Source organism: Sulfurimonas autotrophica DSM 16294, assembly GCF_000147355.1.
Lineage (GTDB): Bacteria > Campylobacterota > Campylobacteria > Campylobacterales > Sulfurimonadaceae > Sulfurimonas > Sulfurimonas autotrophica.
Genome location: NC_014506.1, coordinates 154,907 through 173,663 on the forward strand (window position 1 = coordinate 154,907; position 18,757 = coordinate 173,663).

The window sequence follows — 18,757 nt, forward strand, 5'->3', positions numbered from 1 at the left end:
TATGGAATTAATAGACTCCGACAAGATAGATATTCTTTCATTTGGGGATAGTGATATTAGTGTTCTTAAAGATAGTACAATGATTTTTTCCACTAAGATACCAGCATTTGATATTACTGCAACTACAGTTAAAGAATCCATTGTTGAAAATGAACATAGCTTTGAAGATGAACAAGAGACTAGTTATAAGTTACATATATCATCGTCATTAAATGGTGTGGAATACCAATTATTATGTGATGATCTGATTGATGATGCGGTTGTTGTTCAAATAGTAGAAATGGGAGATAGTATACCATCGTCTACATCTAATGTTATAGCTACATACGTACCTCTTGTAAAATATACGAATAGAACGATTGACTTATTATCTTGTATTATTCCTCAAGCTAATAAGCAAATACTTCCACTAATAGACATACGAAAAGAAAAGCAAATAGTAAAATATGAAAAAGATAATTTTTATTTTCCTCATATCTTAGACTTGTGTGATTTACACACAGTCGCTAATCATCAGGAAAGGGAGGACATTAAGCTTTTAAGAAAAACAAACAAAACTAATCCTCCCGAAATTCCGGATGAGATTGAAATTAGATCAACACCTGAGTCAATTATTTCTCAATATATAAGGTTGAAGAATAAAATATTATTTATGCCTGTATGTAGAATAGATACAGAAGAGTCTCCTACTCTTGAATTTGGAAAGTATGCAGATGCATTACTTGAAAATTTTGACAAAATCACACTAAGGGTAATGGGAACAAATAATTTTGAAAACAACATACAATCTTATCTAATGAAGTTCTCAAAAATTCTTCATTGTTCATGCATAATAATAGAGTTTAATGGTATTAAGCCAAATAGAGAAAGAGAAATTATTGAATATGTTTCTAATCTCGATACAGATATTCAAATAATTTATGCAAAGGAAACTACAAACTATAAAGAACACTCTATTACTATTAATCATCTGAATATATTTCCGAATACTTCTCTATCTGGGTACTATGACAGACTGCAAGACTCTGACAGTTCTCTTTGGTATGCTGACTATTGTGGATATGATAGAGATACCGCAACAGAGTTTGTAATAGGTATGAAGCCTAATGCATCACTGTATCTGATAGCAAATGATGATGCTATGGATATTATTATATTAAAAGTAAAACACCCTACAGAAAGAGGTACCGCAAAATGGACACTTTCTGCTCAAATGCTTATAAATAATTATGTTAAAACAGGTTTAGTTAATTCAAGATTTTTAGATGCTACTCATTGTAATTCATGTAATACAATACTTCGTACTAGTTCCCTTACACTTGCTAGTGCAAAATATTTATCAATGTTACATAATGCCACTACTTTAGCTGTATTGTAGTGGGTAATTAATATCACTTTTATTACTTCTAAAGGCTTTTAAGTCTTTTAGCTTTTGAAACACACTAAATCCTAACTCAAATCTATTTTTTAAAACATACCTAAAAATTCTAACACTATCTCTTTTTCCATAATTCTTAGAAAACAACTCTACTAATGTATCTTTATCATCACTCATTTTAAACTTTTGCTGTTTTAATCCTAAAAAGTACCTAAGTTCTTTTTTCCATAAGAATGGTGCAATATTAAAAGATGTTGCTAGTCTATTGATCCGTGCATCTTGAACAATACCAAAACAAACTTTATCATCTTTCCAATAAGCTTTTATCAAACCTATATTAGATGGTAAATTTAAGCCTTTTAAATTATATTTACCGTCCCAGTATACTAAATAAACATACTCAAACATTTCACTAAATCCATTTACTTGTGCATTTAATCTTTTCGTAGTATCAAAAGCACTTTTCACTTCGTAAGCGATACTATGACCATTTGAGACAACAACATCTGCTATTTTTGTGCCAAATGTAGTATTAACTGATATTTCAGTTGTTATAGTCTTATTGTCATACCTGTTATCTAACCACTCTATAAGTGAATAGGTAATAGTAGGTGCATCAGCTCTTTTCATAGTTGAATTGTATCTATTATTCTCTTGTAGAAAAATATCTTCCTTCTTAAAATTTGTATATTTCATTACATTGTTACGGTCTGATTGTATTTGTCTTGTATATAAAATAGTTCTTTTAAGTTTATATATTCACACCAACTATTTTGTTTAGTATTGTTTTTATAACCATTCTTGTAAAACTTCATTTTATATAAACTTAGCCAAACTAATCTTACACAAAGCGCTAACACTAATCCCAAGTTCTTTAGCATAAGCTTCTATCTTAGCTTTCTCTCCAGATGTGACATTTATAAATATTTGTTCACTAGCTCTTTCACTAGCTTCTTTTTTAGGTCTACCGCCTTTATTCTTTTTCCCTTTACTCATATCAGCGGCAGCTATAAACTTATTTGTCTTCTCCGACGTATCAAGATCATCTAAATCTTTAATCTTTGCCATTTATATAATCCTTATTTATTACTAGTATTATACTTAATAAAAACTAATTATTTACTAGTTTTAATATCTCTTTAGTTAATTGCTTAATCTCTTGAGCAGCAGTACCTTTTTTATTGAGTTCTTTAACTGTTAATCCATCCCCATAACTATTTTTGTAATCTGCCCTTGTATGGATTACACTATCTAGTAAATTAAAATATTTATTATTCTCTTTAATGTACTCACGTAGGTCTCTCAATTTATTTTTAGATCGACTATCTACATTGTTTAGAAGCACATTTGTTTTAATTTTCACATCAAGAGCTTCACTTGCTTCTTTTAATATTTTTCTGAACTTCTGTAAACCGAAGATCTCTATTTGAGAGATACCTACTGGAGTAATGATGATATCTGCTTTTATAAGTGCTGCTCTGTTAACATCACTATCATATCCACCACTATCTATGATGAGCAGATTTTCTTTATTGCCGGAGTACTCATTAATGAAATTACTAAAATCTATGTCGCTCTCTTTGACACATTTAATGGTTGGTAAGTTTTCACTTATGCGCAGTTGATTAAAAAGTATTGCAGAGTTTTGAGAGTCAAGGTCGAGTAAAACTAAATCTTTGTACTTCTTTTGAAGTTGGTAAGCTACATTAATCGAGACTGTACTTTTACCCACTCCTCCCTTTTGATGTCCAAATAAAACTATCATAATAAAACTCCTTTTAAATAAGTATTATACTAGTAATTAACTTATTTATTATAAGTATAATATTATCATAATATTAGTAAATAAAGAACAGTATTTTTATTCTTTTAAGTCAATTTATAGATTGTATATAGTCAATAAGATGGAAGAGAATTATATTCCTTGCTAGAGGTGAGTAGCTCTAGCATTTAAGAAATAATATGTGATTTATTACCGTGTACTTTTAACAAAGTACTCTCTATTTAAAGAGCTAACTAGTTTTGAGTCAAGCACCTCTTGAGCATTAAATGTAGCATTACTATTAGCTCTAGGCTCGTTATGCATCTCTATTACATATCTAACACTTTTATGCACGACACTACCACCTGTTAAAGTTGCATCTGTATATTGATTTGTCATAACATCACAATTATACTTGCCATGACCTAGCGTAAAATTATATTTTGGGTTAAATCCAGCAATAAAACTACCTTCTCCATCATCACAAGCATCATATGCTTCTTGAATATTTGTTACTTTTCTATTTGTGAACTGTTTAGTAAGTTGTACCGGCTCTATAATTGTAAAATATTTATATCCTGCATCAGTAGTTGTTTGAGCTGCTACTGCAAATGAATACATATAGTTTGTTCTAACAACACTACCAACCATAACACCACCTAATGAAGTTGAGTCCTGATCAACTAAGATAACAACAACGGGCTTATTCTTATCTGGCACATGCAAATCTGTCATATAACTAGTAGTTACTCCACAACCTGATAGCAATATACTTGCTGCAACAACTCCTGTGCTTATTATTTTTTTTAACATTTTTTTCCTTTTGAGTATTATTATAACTTGATGAATAATACAGGATAGAACTTTAATAAACACTTATAAGTGTTTGTGTTGGAGTAGTCTATAAAGTTAACATATCGAAAACTTATAGGTGTTTATAATTGCTTGAATCTAACCCTGATTTATTTCTTGATAAAATTGTAGAGAATGTTAAAATCGAGCGTAAAAAAAGAGACATAAGCCAGTTAAAACTAGCAGAGATATTGGACTTTTCTTCTCCAAACTATATTGCCAAAATTGAAACTAGAAAGCACGATGTTTCGTATAATTTACTTCATCTTTGTAAAATTGCCGCTTATTTTGAAATGGAAGTTGTAGACTTTTTACCAAAGAAATCGAATTAATATATCAAGAGTGTTTAGCCTTAATCTTTCGTAGATCTTCTCTTAACCTTGATAGTTTTGACAAAACACCTTTATCTTTTATATTCATCGCTTGGAGTTCATCACACTTATTAATCCCTAGTACTACACAATCATCTTTTATCTTAGTATATAGTTCTATAAGCTCTTGGAGCTCTTTCTCAACTCTTGCCGCTTCTATTGACAACTCCTTGCGAGTATGTAAGAACTCTGTAAATTGACCATCTCCTTCCTTAAACATTGGAATAGGTAATTTAGATAAAGATGCTGCACTTAAGATTTTTCTATCTTTTGAGCCACATGTGATATGATTATCTAAGTACTCTCGAATATAAGGTAGTTGCAAATATGCTTGCACAAATAGCGGTGTTTCATTACATCTGTTGTGAGGAAATTGTATTCTAATCATAGAGTTGTTACCAACTATGACTCTCTTATAATTATTGCCTATTAGTCCAACCTTACCGACTTTGCCTCTTTGTGTCATGACTATATCACCAGGTTGTAAAATTTGTGATCTCATTGCAGCATAATTAGCCGGTCCTACTTCTTTTGGATTCTTTGGTATATATACCACTCCATATTTATTAATATTATTAAGAGATATCTCATCATAATCTGTATATGTACGATCCTTACCAACTCTTACTTTTGATATACCAGCTATTTTAGTAGTTATATCTTCTAACTTTACTATCTCTGTATTTGGGAACAGTGCTTTTAATTTAACTTCTAAATTCATTCTTTTACCCTTTGACTATACAAATTATAACATGGTAGTCTAAAGAAGAGTTAAGATATTAGTTGTATACTTTTACAAAGACTACATATAGAATATTTTGGTAGTCTTATAGTTTAGGAGCTATTTTAATAAATATGAAAAATATCAATACATACTTAATATATAAAGCATATAACATAGCTATAGCACTTGATACTGACAACAACTCCCTGCTTAGCTATAGTTATCAAGATGAAGAAGTAAATATATCATCTCAAGGGATATTAACAACCGTTAATGCAGAGCTTGGAGCAATAATTGAGAGCTATTTTAAGATTAATTTGTCTGATTACGGAGTTGCACTATATGATGAAGTCCTTCAACTGGAAACAGCATAAATGTCATTTGATTATTTTTGTAACAGTATAGAATATATACCTGATGCAGATGGATGTATTAACACCTTGGTATTTTTCATTTTATTGATTGGATTTGCATTTATAGTTTTATTTAGTAAAAAGTATAAATATCTGATGGACTACTTTGAAGAGAAGTTTGGACATTGGTTCTAAAATGTGCATTTAATTAAAGGAAGCGAAAAAAGGATTGAATAATGTTAGAGTATCTTAATTATGGAGGACTGGGTATATTTGTTTTTATTGCTATTATCATGATTATAATGGGTCATATGGAAAAAAGAACACCAGTAGGATCCTATATTTTTCTATTAACAAGTATAAGTGCATTCCTGTTTATGGCTAATAATGAGTACACAACTGCTCTGCAAAATATCAATGATTTTAAAAATCAAAATGCTACTCTTAAATGTGTAAGTGGTGGAGGCTTATACACATCAGCTGACACCTACAGAGTATCACTTAACGATGGATGGAGCTTAGATAAAAATTACTTTATTAAAGAATCGTTTATGGTAGATGCTGATAAGTGTGAGAAATTTAGATGAGGAGGTAATATGGAAGATGGTATAGTAACTTTTATGGGTAGTCTTGCTTTAGGAGTGGTAATTTTTGCAGTTGTTCTTGGTCTTGGCAAAAAGTATAAAGATGAAGATCAACAATAAATCAATACTCGTTCTTATCCAAATATTATATAAAAAAGATATAATGACTATAATTAAAATATAGGACATTATCAATGGCAGAACAATCGATTTCAGCTCTAATCTGGTCAACAGCAGACCTTCTTCGTGGTGACTACAAACAATCAGATTACGGTAAGATTATTTTGCCATTTACACTACTTAGAAGATTAGAGTGTGTTCTTGAGCCTACTAGAGATGATGTTTTAACAGAGAATGAAGCTAGAAAAAACCTTGGTATCCCTATGGAGCAGTTTCTTACTCGTAAGTCAGGACATAGTTTCTACAACACTTCCAAATATACACTTACTAAGTTAATGTCAGATCCTAGCAATATTTCTCAAAACCTTGAGAGTTACATCAACGACTTTAGTCCAAATGCTAGAGAAATATTTGAAAAGTATGAATTTACTGCTCAGATAGACAAGCTCAACGAAGCGAATCTTTTGTATCTTATCATAGAGAAATTTGCTACAGTTGATCTGCATCCAGATACTATTTCAAACCATGCAATGGGGATCGTATTTGAAGAGTTAATCAGAAAGTTTGCAGAGCAGTCAAATGAGACAGCAGGAGAGCACTTCACACCAAGAGATATAGTTAGGCTCACAACTTCACTACTCTTTTCTACAGATGATGATGTCCTCACAAAAAAAGGAATTGTAAGAAGTCTTTATGATCCGACAGCTGGTACTGGTGGATTTCTCTCTAGTGGTAGTGAGTATGTGCATGAACTCAACCCTGATGCAACACTCGTAACCTTTGGTCAAGAGTTAAATGGTGAGTCCTATGCTATCTGTAAAGCAGATATGATGATCAAAGGTGTACAAGTAGAGAACATCAAACATGGCAATACACTGAGCGATGATCAGCTAGGGGAAAACAAGTTTGATTATATGCTCTCTAATCCTCCCTTTGGTGTTGAGTGGAAAAAAGTTGAAAAAGTTGTAAAAGCTGAAAATGCAGAGCAAGGATATAACGGTAGGTTTGGTCCAGGGCTTCCTCGTGTAAGTGATGGTTCACTTCTATTCTTACTACACTTAGTTTCAAAGATGAGACCAAAAAGAGAGGGAGGGAGTCGTATAGGTATCATCCTTAACGGTTCACCTCTTTTTACTGGTGGTGCTGGAAGTGGCGAGAGTGAGATAAGAAGATATATTTTAGAGAACGATTATCTTGAAGCAATAGTTGCTATGCCTAACGATATGTTTTTCAATACAGGTATCGCTACTTATATCTGGATACTTTCTAATAATAAACCTGAGCATAGACAAGGGGAAGTACAACTTATCAATGCTTCAAGCATGGGTAATGCTATGCGAAAATCTTTAGGTTCTAAGCGTAAGTTCCTAGATGAAACACAGATAAGTGACATAGTGCGAATCTATGGGGAAAATGCAGCTGCTAAAATCTCTAAAATATTTAACATTACCGACTTTGGTTATAGACGCATCACCGTTGAGAGATCTCTACAACTAAGCTACTTCCCACATGATGCAGACAAACTAGAGTCACTCCAAAATGACAAAGTATTTGTGAAGATGAAAGAGCTTGGAGCGGAGATACTTACTGCTCTTGGAGCTATAGAGTCAGATAAGATTATGAGTCGAACAGAGTTCAAAAATGAGTTAAGTAAGAAGATGACAAGCAAACTTAGTGCTACCCAATTTAAGCTTGTCCAGAAGCATATCTCGATGCATGATGATGAAGCAGAACTGTGCAAAGACTCCAAAGGTAAGCTAGAAGCAAATGCAGACCTACGAGACTATGAGAACATTCCTCTAAGTGAAGATATAAATGAATATTTTGCAAGAGAAGTAACACCACATGTACCACTAGCATGGATAGATGAGAAAAAAAGAGATGCTAAAGATGGGGAAGTAGGTATAGTCGGCTATGAGATACCGTTTAACCGACACTTTTACGAGTACGCACCGCCACGACCACTAGAAGAGATAGATGCAGAGCTTGAGACACTTAATGCTGAGATAATGGAGATGCTTCGTGAAATCTAAGTATAAACCGTATCCTAGTTATAAGGATAGTGGGATTGCATGGTTGGGGGAAGTTCCTATCGGATGGGATGTTAGAAGGTTAAAGACTATTTTACAAGAACGGAGAGAAAAAAACAGTCCTGTTAAAACAAAGGATATTTTATCTTTGTGTATGTATAGAGGTGTGATTCCTTATTCTGAAAAAGGTAATAGTGGCAATAAAGCTAAAGATGATTTAACAGCCTATAAGTTGGCATACCCTAATGATATAGTCCTAAATAGTATGAATGTTGTGGCAGGTTCAGTTGGGCTTTCAAAATATTTTGGAGCCGTTAGTCCTGTGTATTATATGCTCTATCCAAGAAAATCAACAGATGATATTTCTTATTTCAATGCTATTTTTCAGTCTGAAAGTTTTCAAAAAAGTTTAATTGGTTTAGGTAATGGGATACTTGTCAAGCAATCTGAAAAAACTGGAAAATTAAACACTATTAGAATGAAAATTTCAATGGATAGCTTAAATGATGTTTTAATGCCAATTCCCCCTTTCCAAGAGCAACAAACAATAGCCAACTACCTCGACAATGCCACAGCAAAGATAGACACCCTCATCGAAAAGCAGACAAAACTTATAGCACTCCTAAAAGAGAAACGCCAAGCTGTCATATCCACTGCTGTGACTCGTGGACTAGACAGTTCAGTACCTATGAAAGATAGTGGAGTTGAATGGTTGGGGGAGATTCCTGAACATTGGGAGGTTAAGAAGTTCAAGTATCTCTTTGAAATCAGAAAACGAATTTCTGGAAAGCTTGGATATGATATTTTGTCAATAACTCAAAAGGGAATTAAAGTCAAAGATATTGAAAGTGGTAAAGGTCAATTATCATCGGACTATTCAAAGTATCAACATGTATATAAAGGCGATTATGCAATGAATCACATGGACTTATTAACTGGCTTTGTGGATTTATCAAAATATGATGGAGTAACAAGTCCTGATTATCGAGTGTTTTCAATTATTGAAAAAAATGCAGATGCAAATTACTATTTATTTTTACTTCAAATGGGATATATCAATAAAATCTTTTATCCTCTAGGACAAGGCTCATCACAATTTGGAAGATGGCGTTTACCTAGTGATGCATTTAAAGAGTTTCAAGCTCCTTTTCCACCTCAAGAAGAACAAAAGAAGATAGCTAAGTATATTGATGATAGCTTAACAAAGTTTACTAAACTTACTACAAAAGCAACCAAAGCAATAGAGCTACTAAAAGAAAGAAGAACAGCTCTTATTAGTGCAATTGTTACTGGTAAGATAGATGTGAGGGAGATAGCATGAGTAATAAACTTAAAATAAATATTTATTGTGATGAGAGTCGTCATACCTCAGGTGGTGACAGATACATGGTAATAGGTGCTATAAAGTGTGAAAGAGAGCTAAAAAGAGAGATAGTGCATCAAATACACAGTATGAAAAAAAAGCACAATGCACAAGGTGAATTTGGGTGGAAAAGATTATCTCCTAATAAAAAAGAATTTTACTTTGAACTACTAGAGCTATTTATAAATAATGATTTATCATTTAGATGTATAGTTGTTGATAAAGAGAAATTAGATCATGACCTCTACAACGATGGAGATAAAGAGTTAGGTTTTTATAAGTTCTACTATCTCATGTTAAAAGATACATTAGAACATGATAAAGAATATTATTTATATTTGGATTGGCAGCAGAATCGAGATCAACATAGATTTAGAAATTTAAAATATTTTCTTCAAAAAAAGCTTCAAGGTAAAGCAAAGATATCATGTTTAGAACCAGTAACTTCGACAAACCAACCTCTTATAGAGTTAGCTGATTTATTTATGGGTGCAGTAGGTTATCAGTATAACGATAGAAATAGTAGTGATATAAAAATTGAATTTTGTCAAACATTAGCTGAGAAACTAAATGCTCTTAATAATAAAAACTTTAAGATGGGAAACCTCAAAACATTTACTGCAAAAAATGAAAAAAAGTTCAATATCTTTAAATGGGAGTCTTATCAATAATGTCTGAAAAAGTATGGCCCTTGCTTAGATTTAAAGCAGATAATGATGATGAATTAAAAGAGATGTATAAAAAAGTTTATATTGATGAATATGTAAATCAAGAGATATATGACTTTAATGGAAAAAGAGTGATTTTTCCTTACAGTCAGTTTGAACATGCTTTTTCTGAAAGTAGCAATTATAAAACTAGTAATGGATATCATGATATACCATTCAGTAAAAAAAGAGCTAGGTATTTATTGTGGATTAAAAAAGTTATTATGAAAGATACAGGTAATATTGATTATAAGCTAGAGTATCGTTCAGAAATGAAAACAAAAAAAGGGAAAAAAGTTACTGTAAGAATTTATGCTGTTATTGACGAACGATACATAGTTGTGCTGGATCAGAAAGAAAATAAATTATATTTTGTAACAGGTATTCCACATGATAAAAATTCTTATAAAAGGATGGTTGAGAGGTCAGCATTATTAAAGCAGGAAAAAGTCCCCAGTTCTCTCGGCGACTGAGGTTTGCCATTTTCCAAAGCCTTTGGCGAAGGAAACCAGTGCAAGCACATAGTGCAATTGTAACAAAGTAAACTAAAGGTTTAACTTAATGTTTAACTTTAAGTTGTATATGTGTAACAAACGGAAACAATATTAACTAGGATGGTATTTACAGTATGAGCAAACATAAAGAAAGACAGTTTCAAATAGAGATAGTAGAACACCTAAAAGCTAACAAGTATGTAGAGGGTGATGCAACACACTACGACAGAGAATTAGCACTCTACCCTAGTGACCTCATAAATTATATCAAATCTACTCAACCTCAAGCTTACGAAAAGATGCAAAAGAGAGAAGGCTCAAAAACTGATGAAGTGCTATGTAAACATGTAGCAAAAGAGATGGACAAGCATGGTTCGCTTCATTACCTAAGAAATGACCTCAAGTACATCGGTTCCAAGTTCAAATTATGTCAATTCAAACCAGAACTGCATAACCCTGATACTCAAGCTAAGTACGATGCCAATATATTACGAGTTGTTCAAGAAGTAACTACAAAAAGTGGAAATGAGCGAATAGATTTAGTGTTATTTCTCAATGGTATTCCCATCGTTACATGTGAGCTAAAAACAGACTTCACACAAAATGTTCAAGATGCAGTTAACCAGTACAAATATGAAAGACCAGCAAAAGGTGAAGCACTCCTAGAGTTCAAGCGAAGAGCTTTAGTTCACTTTGCAGTAAGTAACGATGAAGTCTATATGACTACAAAGCTAGCAGGAGATAAAACTTTCTTTTTACCGTTTAATAAAGGTCAACTAGATGGTAGTGCAGGTAATCCACCTAATCCTAATGGGTATGCTACAAGCTATTTATGGGAAGAGGTGCTTCAAAGAGATTCTATACTTAATATCATTGCTCGTTATATACACCTAGAAGTAAAAACAAAAGAGGATCATCAGGGTAAAAAAAGTAAGAGCGAAACGCTCATCTTTCCAAGATATCACCAACTAGATGTCGTAAGAAAATTACTAGCAGATACAAGAGAAAAAGGTGCAGGTAATCACTACCTAATACAGCACTCAGCTGGCTCAGGTAAGTCAAACTCTATAGCATGGCTATCTCATCAACTCTCATCTTTGCATAATGACCAAGAAGAGTCGGTCTTTAGTTCTGTTATCGTTATTACAGATAGAACAGTACTAGACAATCAACTACAAGAGACAATATCGAGCTTTGAGCATAAAGATGGTGTTGTCGTTGGAATAAGTCGTGATGGTTCTAATGAATCTAAATCAGCTCAACTTGCTGACGCACTTGAACGCGGTGCTAAAATTATAATCACTACAATACAAACTTTTCCATTTGTACTAAAAGCGATTCAGAAGAGAACATCACTTAAAAATAATAGTTATGCCATTATCGCTGATGAAGCTCACTCATCTCAAACTGGTTCAACCGCTAAACAACTACGAGAAGTTCTTACAGCAGAGCAAATAGAAGAAGGTGTAGAACTGAGTGCAGAGGATATCATCACAGCTTCTATAGAATCACGAAGTGCGAGTACTAACCTAAGCTTCTATGCGTTTACTGCAACACCAAAAACAAAAACATTAGAGATGTTTGGTGTACTGCCTAAACCAGATGAAGCACCATCCGAGACAAATAAACCTCAAGCTTTTCACTTATATACAATGAAGCAAGCAATCCAAGAGGGATTTATTTTAGATGTACTTCAAGGCTATACTACTTACAAGCTTTTTTATAAACTTGAGCATGCCAATATGAAGCATGATCAAGAAGTAGAAAGCAAGAGAGCTAAAGTAAAAGTTGCTAAATGGTTAAACATCCATCCTCACAATATTGCTCAAAAGATAGAGATTATTTGTGAGCACTTCAAAACTACAGTAGCACCACTACTAGACGGGCAGGCTAAAGCAATGGTAGTAACTTCAAGTCGAAATGCAGCAGTTAGGTATAAACTAGCATTTGATAAATATATACAAGAGCATGACATAGAGAAGATGCAGGCTATGGTTGCTTTCTCAGGCAAGATAGAGGATGATATAGAGGGAACTACAAAAGAGTACACTGAAACTAGCATGAATCCTAATCTCAAAGGTAGAGAGATGCGAAAAGCATTTGACAGTAATGATTACCAGGTAATGCTTGTGGCTAATAAATTTCAAACTGGTTTTGACCAACCTAAATTGTGTGCAATGTATGTAGATAAAAAACTAGGTGGTGTTGATTGTGTACAGACGCTCTCAAGACTAAATAGAACTTATGCAGGTAAAGAACAAACTTTTATCCTCGACTTCTATAATGAAGCAGAAGATATAAAAGAAGCATTTGAACCATACTATAACACTACAGAGATAGAAGATGTGACAGACCCTAATATTGTCTACGACATGCAACACAAACTAGATGAGAGCGATATCTTTACAACTATGGATGTGGAGAACTATGCAAAGGCTTTCTTTAACCCTAAAGGCACACAAGCTGCAATGAGCAGTGCAGTTAAACCCGCTGTAGATAGATATAAAAATAGATACAAATTAGCACTGGAGAATATCAATAGCGTTAAAGTTAATCTAGCAGAAGCTAAAAAGAATAAAGATGATGCAGGGATTCATAATTATGAGTTAGACTTAAAGGTTGCTAATGAAGATAAAAACGCACTCGATATCTTTAAAAAAGACCTTATTTCATTTTTACGAATGTATGAGTTCTTATCTCAGATAGTAGATTATGCAGATGAAGATTTACTCAAGCTTAGTGCATTTGTGAAAGCACTCATCCCAAATCTAAAGACTTATGATCCTAAAGACCCTATAGATATATCAGAAGTACAACTCTCACATTACAAGCTACATAAACAAAAAAATCAAAATATTGATTTGGTTGGTGATGAAGTGGAACTTGGTGCGATAGGTGAAGTAGGTTCAGCAGTAGCAAAAGATCCAGAAAAAGAGCTACTTTCAGCAGTACTCGGTCATATGAATGCGCTATTTGAAGGAAACCTTACAGATGAAGATATGATTAATTATGCCAATACCATTAAAGACAAGGTACTGGAGAATGATAAGGTAGTAGAGCAAGTGACTAATAATACCAAAGAGCAAGCGATGATGGGTGGATTTGCAGATGCTATTAATAGTGCGGTAATTGATAGTTTAGAAGTACATCAAGATTTGGCTACTCAGGTACTTGGTAAAGATAGGATACGAGCTGGGTTTGCGGATATCGTTTATGAGTTGATTGCTAAGGGATTAAAGGCTAGTTAAATGCAGTATTACTTAGAGAGTTGTTATTGATAGAAAAAACACATGTTAAATACTGAACAAATACTAATAAAAGTTGCACAATATTTTGATTTAGATCTCACTCGCTTAGGCATAAAACAAAGTACTGAAAAATCAAGACTTTATAAACATCAGTTAACAAAAGAGACTATAGAACATATTGTTAATAATATCTATAAAGAAATAGATTCACTCGATATAAATTCTTCTGTAAAGGAGATAATTGAAGAGTTTATGAAGCATTATGCTTACATCACCAAAGAAATATATAGTGCTTATGATGCAAAAAAAGAAAAAGAGATTGATTGGTTGTTGTTAAAACATTTTATCATTCCATTTTTTGCGATACGCTTAAGTCAAAATACTTCTTTTTATGATGATAGAATAGATAAAGGTCTCCCAGGAGGAGACTTCTGGTACTTCCCCTCATTCGATTCTAATAGTTCAAAAATATGCTTTCCAGTAAATAAAATTATGAAATGGCTAATAGACTTACATGGTGGTTCTAATCAAGATTTTTACTGTATGAAGAAATATGATTTTAATGAAAATGCATACCTCAATATTTCTGATAGCACTTTAAAAGACTGGCATGATAATCTTGTCTTACCTCAGGTCAAAAACATTAAAGAATTAGCATCATATAAATTTATATATGAAGGTGTTTTTAACAATAATCATGCGAACTCTATAGAGGCTCAATTTAATTCTGCAATAGAGTTTATTAAATCAAAATCACTATCAGTAGATGAACTTAAACTAGAAATACCTAATCTGAATAATCTTTTAGATAGGTTATATTCTGACAATCTATCAAATGAAGAAAAAGAAAGATTTGTTTTATATATAGAGCAACGATGGGCTAAACCTACACCAGAACAGATAGAGTACTTGCTAACTGTATCGCGTGTATCACAAGCATGCTATAGAGCTTTGTGTGACTATTTTAATATAGACGAAGAATCTACAACAATAGATGAAAATAAGACGATACAGTTAGTTGGGTTATTTTCATCTATTTACAACACAGAACTTGATTTAAGACTAAATGGCACCTCAAAAACATTAGGACTATTTGAATCATATATTTATAACATACACAAAATAGAAGAACATACAAAAGAAGCATTAGATCAAATTATCGCTTCTATATACAATGAGATGAGACTAACAACGCATAACTATAATATAGATGAAATACTTATACTATTTAGTCATAATAAGAAAAATAAGAAACAAGCTATTATGAATTTTGAGTCCAAAAGACTATATAGTAATCTTAAAAAGACCCAGAACCAACAAGTGTATCAGGCAATTAAGCATCTTAATGAAATAGTAGATGAAGACAAAATACTAAAATACATATACTCTATAACCAATAATGAAGTCTTGCATAATATTGGAGACTATTTTCAAGGGAACAACTATTTAACTAATGAGATAGTAGAACCAAATTTAGCAGTGGCATTAACAATTCATGTGAGATATTCTTTGGTTGCACACGATTTATTAAATAAACAAATTGCGTATAGTAAAGTTTTAAATCTTCTTACATTTTCATACTATCCAAGGATGTTAAATAAAGATGATGTTGAAGAGTGGCTATTCGAGTTGGAAAAAATTTCAGATATAAATGATTTTAGAAGTAACCTAATTAACTTATCTTATCATGGATATCACCTCATAAATCAGCAGGATGAAATAAAAATTATTACACTTATTGAACAATATAAACGATCAATAAAAAAGATGAAACCTGAAGAGTACAATCCGCAATTTTTATTTGTAGCACAAGATTACATGCTTAATATAGGAAATAAGAAACTATATAATAAACTTAAAAAAATAAATGAAAAACACTCTTTATATTCGGCACACCACAGCAATGAATTCTATTTTTATAAATAAATTGTACGACTTAGTATATAGCTTCTATATGCTATTTTTTATAAACTGCTGCTATCGGTTTTAATTAGCCGAAATAAATATTTAAAGGATCTGTTATGGCAAAGTCAAGCGGATGTACTCCTCCAAATGGACCAAGTACTACGGGTAACCCATCTGGTGGCGGTAGAGGAAACTGTCCATCAAAATAAATAGATTATCTATTTAAAATAGTAAAGAAGCACCTTATTGCTCTTTACTATATATGATAATTAATTTACAAATACATAAATTATAAAAAGGAAAAGGAATGGCTTATTATCATTACCAATGTGAGCACTGTTTACAAACTACATATATGCATGATGATGGAAAAGACGATGATGTAATTGTGAATGCTTTTGATGACTGTGGTTGTACGGACTACGATGATGAGTATGACAACTATGATGACGATGACTACGATGATGATTAATAGTATATAACTACCAAAAAGATCGTCGAATTTTACAAGAGTATAAAATAAACTGTGTAAACCTCAAATAAATTTATTGATATAGTTATCTCAAAATTATTGAGAAACTTATTTTGTTAAGGAAACACAATATTATAGGAAACAGCTGTTTCCCGTTTCCCTATAAATGTCTCTACGGAAAAATATTAAGTCCACATGAAGTATGAGTAGAATTTTTAAGACAAGATTTAAATGTGATTCATTTCCTAGTTGTCCAAATAATTAATCGCAAGCAAACTCACAGTTTTATCTTTATTTTGAGTAAGAATTTTATTTAACTCACTATTATTCAGAATATAGCTCCTCAAGCCAACATAAGTGCCAAACTCAATAATTTTATGAATAGAAGTAATTGATACATCTTTTAAAAGCATCTCTTTAATCTTCTCAAGATATGGATCATACTTACTCTTAACTTTTTGTCCAGGCTTACGACCAAGTTTTTTGCCAGATGCTTTAGCAGCAGCAAGACCTTGTTTAGTTCTCATAGATATAAATTCACGTTCACTCTCTGCAAAATATGAGTAGATTGCAAGAAGCAGTTTATTATGTGCAGAGTTAAATGTTGATAGTTCTGGTTGACGAATGAAAATAAGCTTTATACCTTTATCACTTAACTCTTGAATAAGATTCATTACATCCATCATATTTCTACCAAGTCTACTAAGCTCTGCAACAATCAAAGTATCATCTTTTTGAAGTCTATCTTTGAGTTCAGTGATTTTTCTTAACTTCTCACTTTTTCTTGAACTTATTTCAACTTCTATAAAATCATTAATTTTTAAACTATTAGAATGAGCATATTCTAAAATTAAGTGTTTTTGTTTTTGGTTATCTTGTTTATCAGTTGAAACTCGAATATAGCCTAAAATCATCAAAAATACCTCTATTTTATTTTAGACCTATTATACAATCTATAAGACAATATAACTATATTCTAAACTGTTTATTTAACTAAAATATATATTTAGTTTATACGGTGGTTTATAGTAAATTATTTGTTATCAGTTGAAACAATCATTGTAGTTGTTGAATAGGGATGTATATCAGGAAGAATGCTAACAATCTGTCCATCTTTAAAGTGATGATGTGCAATGGATGGAAATAAACCTTCGGGTACAGGAAATTTTGCATTAGGATTATGAAACATTGAAATTCCTTCTGCCCAACTTTCATTACTATCAATTCCAACCTCATAAGAAATAAAGTCTGGCATAGATGCATTTTCATCATGCTTATGATAAAACCCAGATCTTATCAATTTAACTTTTTTATCTCCAAGTCCAGCTTGATGCCCCATTCTATTAAATTTGGATAATGTCCCAGATGCACTAAATAATATAGCACTAATATTCTCTGCATCTTCTTGAAAGAAAAATCCTGATGGTATTTCTTTATCACCAAATTTATGAGTTTCAATTTTTAAAGGAGTAATTATAAGTTCTCCATCATCATTATAGGTATGCTCGTGATGAACAGCATATAAATATCTATGTAGTGCGCTACCAGTCCATGTCATTGCCATATTATCATGAAAATCTGCGATAGCAAAGACTAGCGGGTTATTGGCTACATGGGATAATTTCCAGTATTCTTTTTTTAATTTAGAAAACAATGGACTACCAAATTTAATGGGTATTTCATCTTTTAACCTTTCCATATCTTCTTCAAATGAAGATTCTCTTAGTCTCTCTTCAAAATTTTCTATTGGTGTATCTTCTTTACGACCAACTATTACAGCTTCAATAGCCACTTTATAGCCAAATTTTTCAACTAAAAAATCTGGTGCATGGTAATCACGATTCATGTAAAGGTTTTCTTCATAAAAATATGTATTTAAATATAATTCCCATAATCGTGCATCAAAACCATTAGATTGAAATTGTTCAATGTAGTTTCCATCAATATCAATAAAGTGAAGCATTAACTTTTGAATAATTTCTTTTGCAGCAGACTGTCCAATATCTTCATTCAATTTTTTAAAGAAAGGATGTTGTTTTTCTTCTGAAACTATAAGTTTAAAAAAATCTAATATATTTTCGTTATCTCCTTGAGGAAATATTTTTTGCCCACTATCGGAATATGTTGTGAAAATTTCTATCATCCATACAAAGAGTTCTTCAAGTGTTGTATTGGACACAGTTATTTCTATAGCTCTATATTTTCCAACTTCATCTTTTCCTAAAATTGCACAAGAATAATCATGATCTATAAGATCAAGAACAAAGACCCCTAATAATGATTCATCTTCATTACTGTACCATCCAAACTCTTCTCCAAAACCTTCTAAAAATGGAGATTTAGAATGATTAACTAAAGCATTAAACCTTTTCTTATCGAGTATTCTCATTTACT

The 18,757-nt window shown here is 32.0% G+C and carries 19 protein-coding genes; 12 read left to right on the top strand and 7 right to left on the bottom strand.

Going from position 1 to position 18,757, the window contains the following annotated elements:
- Position 1 precedes the first annotated feature (1 nt).
- Positions 2 to 1,378, top strand: coding sequence for a hypothetical protein (locus tag SAUT_RS00780; protein ID WP_013325961.1), 1,377 nt, complete (start codon positions 2 to 4; stop codon positions 1,376 to 1,378).
- Here the strand turns inward: SAUT_RS00780 and SAUT_RS10985 are convergent.
- From SAUT_RS10985 to SAUT_RS00800, 4 genes are all read right to left on the bottom strand, one after another.
- On the bottom strand, positions 1,364 to 2,008 hold the full coding sequence (locus SAUT_RS10985) for a sce7726 family protein (protein WP_169302246.1): 645 nt from the start codon (positions 2,006 to 2,008) through the stop codon (positions 1,364 to 1,366). The two genes, SAUT_RS00780 and SAUT_RS10985, sit on opposite strands and share 15 nt — an antisense overlap.
- Positions 2,009 to 2,194: 186 nt before the next feature.
- Positions 2,195 to 2,446, bottom strand: a complete 252-nt coding sequence (locus SAUT_RS00790) for a hypothetical protein (RefSeq protein ID WP_013325963.1) — start codon at positions 2,444 to 2,446, stop codon at positions 2,195 to 2,197.
- Between the two features lie 43 nt (positions 2,447 to 2,489).
- Positions 2,490 to 3,143, bottom strand: coding sequence for an AAA family ATPase (locus SAUT_RS00795; RefSeq protein WP_013325964.1), 654 nt, complete (start codon positions 3,141 to 3,143; stop codon positions 2,490 to 2,492).
- 207 nt (positions 3,144 to 3,350) lie between these two features.
- On the bottom strand, positions 3,351 to 3,953 hold the full coding sequence (locus SAUT_RS00800; RefSeq protein WP_013325965.1) for a hypothetical protein: 603 nt from the start codon (positions 3,951 to 3,953) through the stop codon (positions 3,351 to 3,353).
- A 128-nt stretch (positions 3,954 to 4,081) separates the two neighbouring features.
- Between SAUT_RS00800 and SAUT_RS00805 the strand changes: the two genes are divergently transcribed.
- Positions 4,082 to 4,324, top strand: coding sequence for a helix-turn-helix domain-containing protein (locus SAUT_RS00805; protein ID WP_013325966.1), 243 nt, complete (start codon positions 4,082 to 4,084; stop codon positions 4,322 to 4,324).
- Between the two features lie 4 nt (positions 4,325 to 4,328).
- Here the strand turns inward: SAUT_RS00805 and SAUT_RS00810 are convergent, their stop codons facing one another.
- A complete protein-coding gene (locus tag SAUT_RS00810) occupies positions 4,329 to 5,084 on the bottom strand; it encodes a restriction endonuclease subunit S domain-containing protein (protein ID WP_013325967.1) in 756 nt (251 codons plus the stop codon).
- A 134-nt stretch (positions 5,085 to 5,218) separates the two neighbouring features.
- Between SAUT_RS00810 and SAUT_RS00815 the strand changes: the two genes are divergently transcribed.
- From SAUT_RS00815 to SAUT_RS11320, 10 genes are all read left to right on the top strand, one after another.
- On the top strand, positions 5,219 to 5,461 hold the full coding sequence (locus tag SAUT_RS00815) for a hypothetical protein (protein ID WP_013325968.1): 243 nt from the start codon (positions 5,219 to 5,221) through the stop codon (positions 5,459 to 5,461).
- Positions 5,462 to 5,635 (top strand): hypothetical protein, encoded by a 174-nt coding sequence (locus SAUT_RS11315; RefSeq protein WP_013325969.1) that lies wholly within the window; start codon positions 5,462 to 5,464, stop codon positions 5,633 to 5,635.
- Between the two features lie 41 nt (positions 5,636 to 5,676).
- Positions 5,677 to 6,027, top strand: a complete 351-nt coding sequence (locus tag SAUT_RS00820; RefSeq protein WP_013325970.1) for a hypothetical protein — start codon at positions 5,677 to 5,679, stop codon at positions 6,025 to 6,027.
- 191 nt (positions 6,028 to 6,218) lie between these two features.
- Positions 6,219 to 8,177 (top strand): type I restriction-modification system subunit M, encoded by a 1,959-nt coding sequence (locus tag SAUT_RS00825; RefSeq protein ID WP_013325972.1) that lies wholly within the window; start codon positions 6,219 to 6,221, stop codon positions 8,175 to 8,177.
- On the top strand, positions 8,167 to 9,495 hold the full coding sequence (locus SAUT_RS00830; protein ID WP_013325973.1) for a restriction endonuclease subunit S: 1,329 nt from the start codon (positions 8,167 to 8,169) through the stop codon (positions 9,493 to 9,495). Before SAUT_RS00825 ends, SAUT_RS00830 begins: the two co-directional genes overlap by 11 nt.
- Complete coding sequence (locus SAUT_RS00835) at positions 9,492 to 10,208, top strand: DUF3800 domain-containing protein (protein ID WP_013325974.1); 717 nt, start codon at positions 9,492 to 9,494, stop codon at positions 10,206 to 10,208. Before SAUT_RS00830 ends, SAUT_RS00835 begins: the two co-directional genes overlap by 4 nt.
- On the top strand, positions 10,208 to 10,717 hold the full coding sequence (locus SAUT_RS00840) for a hypothetical protein (RefSeq protein ID WP_013325975.1): 510 nt from the start codon (positions 10,208 to 10,210) through the stop codon (positions 10,715 to 10,717). Before SAUT_RS00835 ends, SAUT_RS00840 begins: the two co-directional genes overlap by 1 nt.
- A 155-nt stretch (positions 10,718 to 10,872) precedes the next feature.
- Entirely contained in the window at positions 10,873 to 13,986 is a 3,114-nt protein-coding gene (locus SAUT_RS00845) for a type I restriction endonuclease subunit R (protein WP_013325976.1), read from the top strand.
- Between the two features lie 42 nt (positions 13,987 to 14,028).
- Positions 14,029 to 15,912 carry a hypothetical protein gene (locus SAUT_RS00850; protein ID WP_013325977.1) on the top strand — a complete coding sequence of 628 codons (1,884 nt, stop codon included), beginning with the start codon at positions 14,029 to 14,031 and terminating at the stop codon, positions 15,910 to 15,912.
- A gap of 286 nt (positions 15,913 to 16,198) precedes the next feature.
- A complete protein-coding gene (locus SAUT_RS11320) occupies positions 16,199 to 16,363 on the top strand; it encodes a hypothetical protein (protein WP_013325979.1) in 165 nt (54 codons plus the stop codon).
- Between the two features lie 245 nt (positions 16,364 to 16,608).
- Here the strand turns inward: SAUT_RS11320 and SAUT_RS00855 are convergent, their stop codons facing one another.
- The gene (locus SAUT_RS00855) at positions 16,609 to 17,277 is read right to left on the bottom strand and encodes a recombinase family protein (RefSeq protein ID WP_013325980.1); all 669 of its coding nucleotides are present in this window, start codon (positions 17,275 to 17,277) and stop codon (positions 16,609 to 16,611) included.
- A 119-nt stretch (positions 17,278 to 17,396) separates the two neighbouring features.
- Positions 17,397 to 18,752, bottom strand: coding sequence for a hypothetical protein (locus tag SAUT_RS00860; RefSeq protein WP_013325981.1), 1,356 nt, complete (start codon positions 18,750 to 18,752; stop codon positions 17,397 to 17,399).
- Between the last annotated feature and the right edge of the window lie 5 nt (positions 18,753 to 18,757).

Excerpts from the sequence above, each read along its gene's own strand:
- SAUT_RS00800 (WP_013325965.1), bottom strand. The coding sequence starts at position 3,953 with ATGTTAAAAAAAATAATAAGCACAGGAGTTGTTGCAGCAAGTATATTG.
- SAUT_RS00845 (WP_013325976.1), top strand. The coding sequence starts at position 10,873 with ATGAGCAAACATAAAGAAAGACAGTTTCAAATAGAGATAGTAGAACAC.
- SAUT_RS10985 (WP_169302246.1), bottom strand. The coding sequence starts at position 2,008 with ATGAAAAGAGCTGATGCACCTACTATTACCTATTCACTTATAGAGTGG.
- SAUT_RS00825 (WP_013325972.1), top strand. The coding sequence starts at position 6,219 with ATGGCAGAACAATCGATTTCAGCTCTAATCTGGTCAACAGCAGACCTT.
- SAUT_RS00840 (WP_013325975.1), top strand. The coding sequence starts at position 10,208 with ATGTCTGAAAAAGTATGGCCCTTGCTTAGATTTAAAGCAGATAATGAT.
- SAUT_RS00815 (WP_013325968.1), top strand. The coding sequence starts at position 5,219 with ATGAAAAATATCAATACATACTTAATATATAAAGCATATAACATAGCT.
- SAUT_RS11320 (WP_013325979.1), top strand. The coding sequence starts at position 16,199 with ATGGCTTATTATCATTACCAATGTGAGCACTGTTTACAAACTACATAT.
- SAUT_RS00820 (WP_013325970.1), top strand. The coding sequence starts at position 5,677 with ATGTTAGAGTATCTTAATTATGGAGGACTGGGTATATTTGTTTTTATT.
- SAUT_RS00835 (WP_013325974.1), top strand. The coding sequence starts at position 9,492 with ATGAGTAATAAACTTAAAATAAATATTTATTGTGATGAGAGTCGTCAT.
- SAUT_RS00850 (WP_013325977.1), top strand. The coding sequence starts at position 14,029 with ATGTTAAATACTGAACAAATACTAATAAAAGTTGCACAATATTTTGAT.
- SAUT_RS00810 (WP_013325967.1), bottom strand. The coding sequence starts at position 5,084 with ATGAATTTAGAAGTTAAATTAAAAGCACTGTTCCCAAATACAGAGATA.
- SAUT_RS00790 (WP_013325963.1), bottom strand. The coding sequence starts at position 2,446 with ATGGCAAAGATTAAAGATTTAGATGATCTTGATACGTCGGAGAAGACA.
- SAUT_RS00860 (WP_013325981.1), bottom strand. The coding sequence starts at position 18,752 with ATGAGAATACTCGATAAGAAAAGGTTTAATGCTTTAGTTAATCATTCT.
- SAUT_RS00795 (WP_013325964.1), bottom strand. The coding sequence starts at position 3,143 with ATGATAGTTTTATTTGGACATCAAAAGGGAGGAGTGGGTAAAAGTACA.
- SAUT_RS11315 (WP_013325969.1), top strand. The coding sequence starts at position 5,462 with ATGTCATTTGATTATTTTTGTAACAGTATAGAATATATACCTGATGCA.
- SAUT_RS00780 (WP_013325961.1), top strand. The coding sequence starts at position 2 with ATGGAATTAATAGACTCCGACAAGATAGATATTCTTTCATTTGGGGAT.
- SAUT_RS00855 (WP_013325980.1), bottom strand. The coding sequence starts at position 17,277 with ATGATTTTAGGCTATATTCGAGTTTCAACTGATAAACAAGATAACCAA.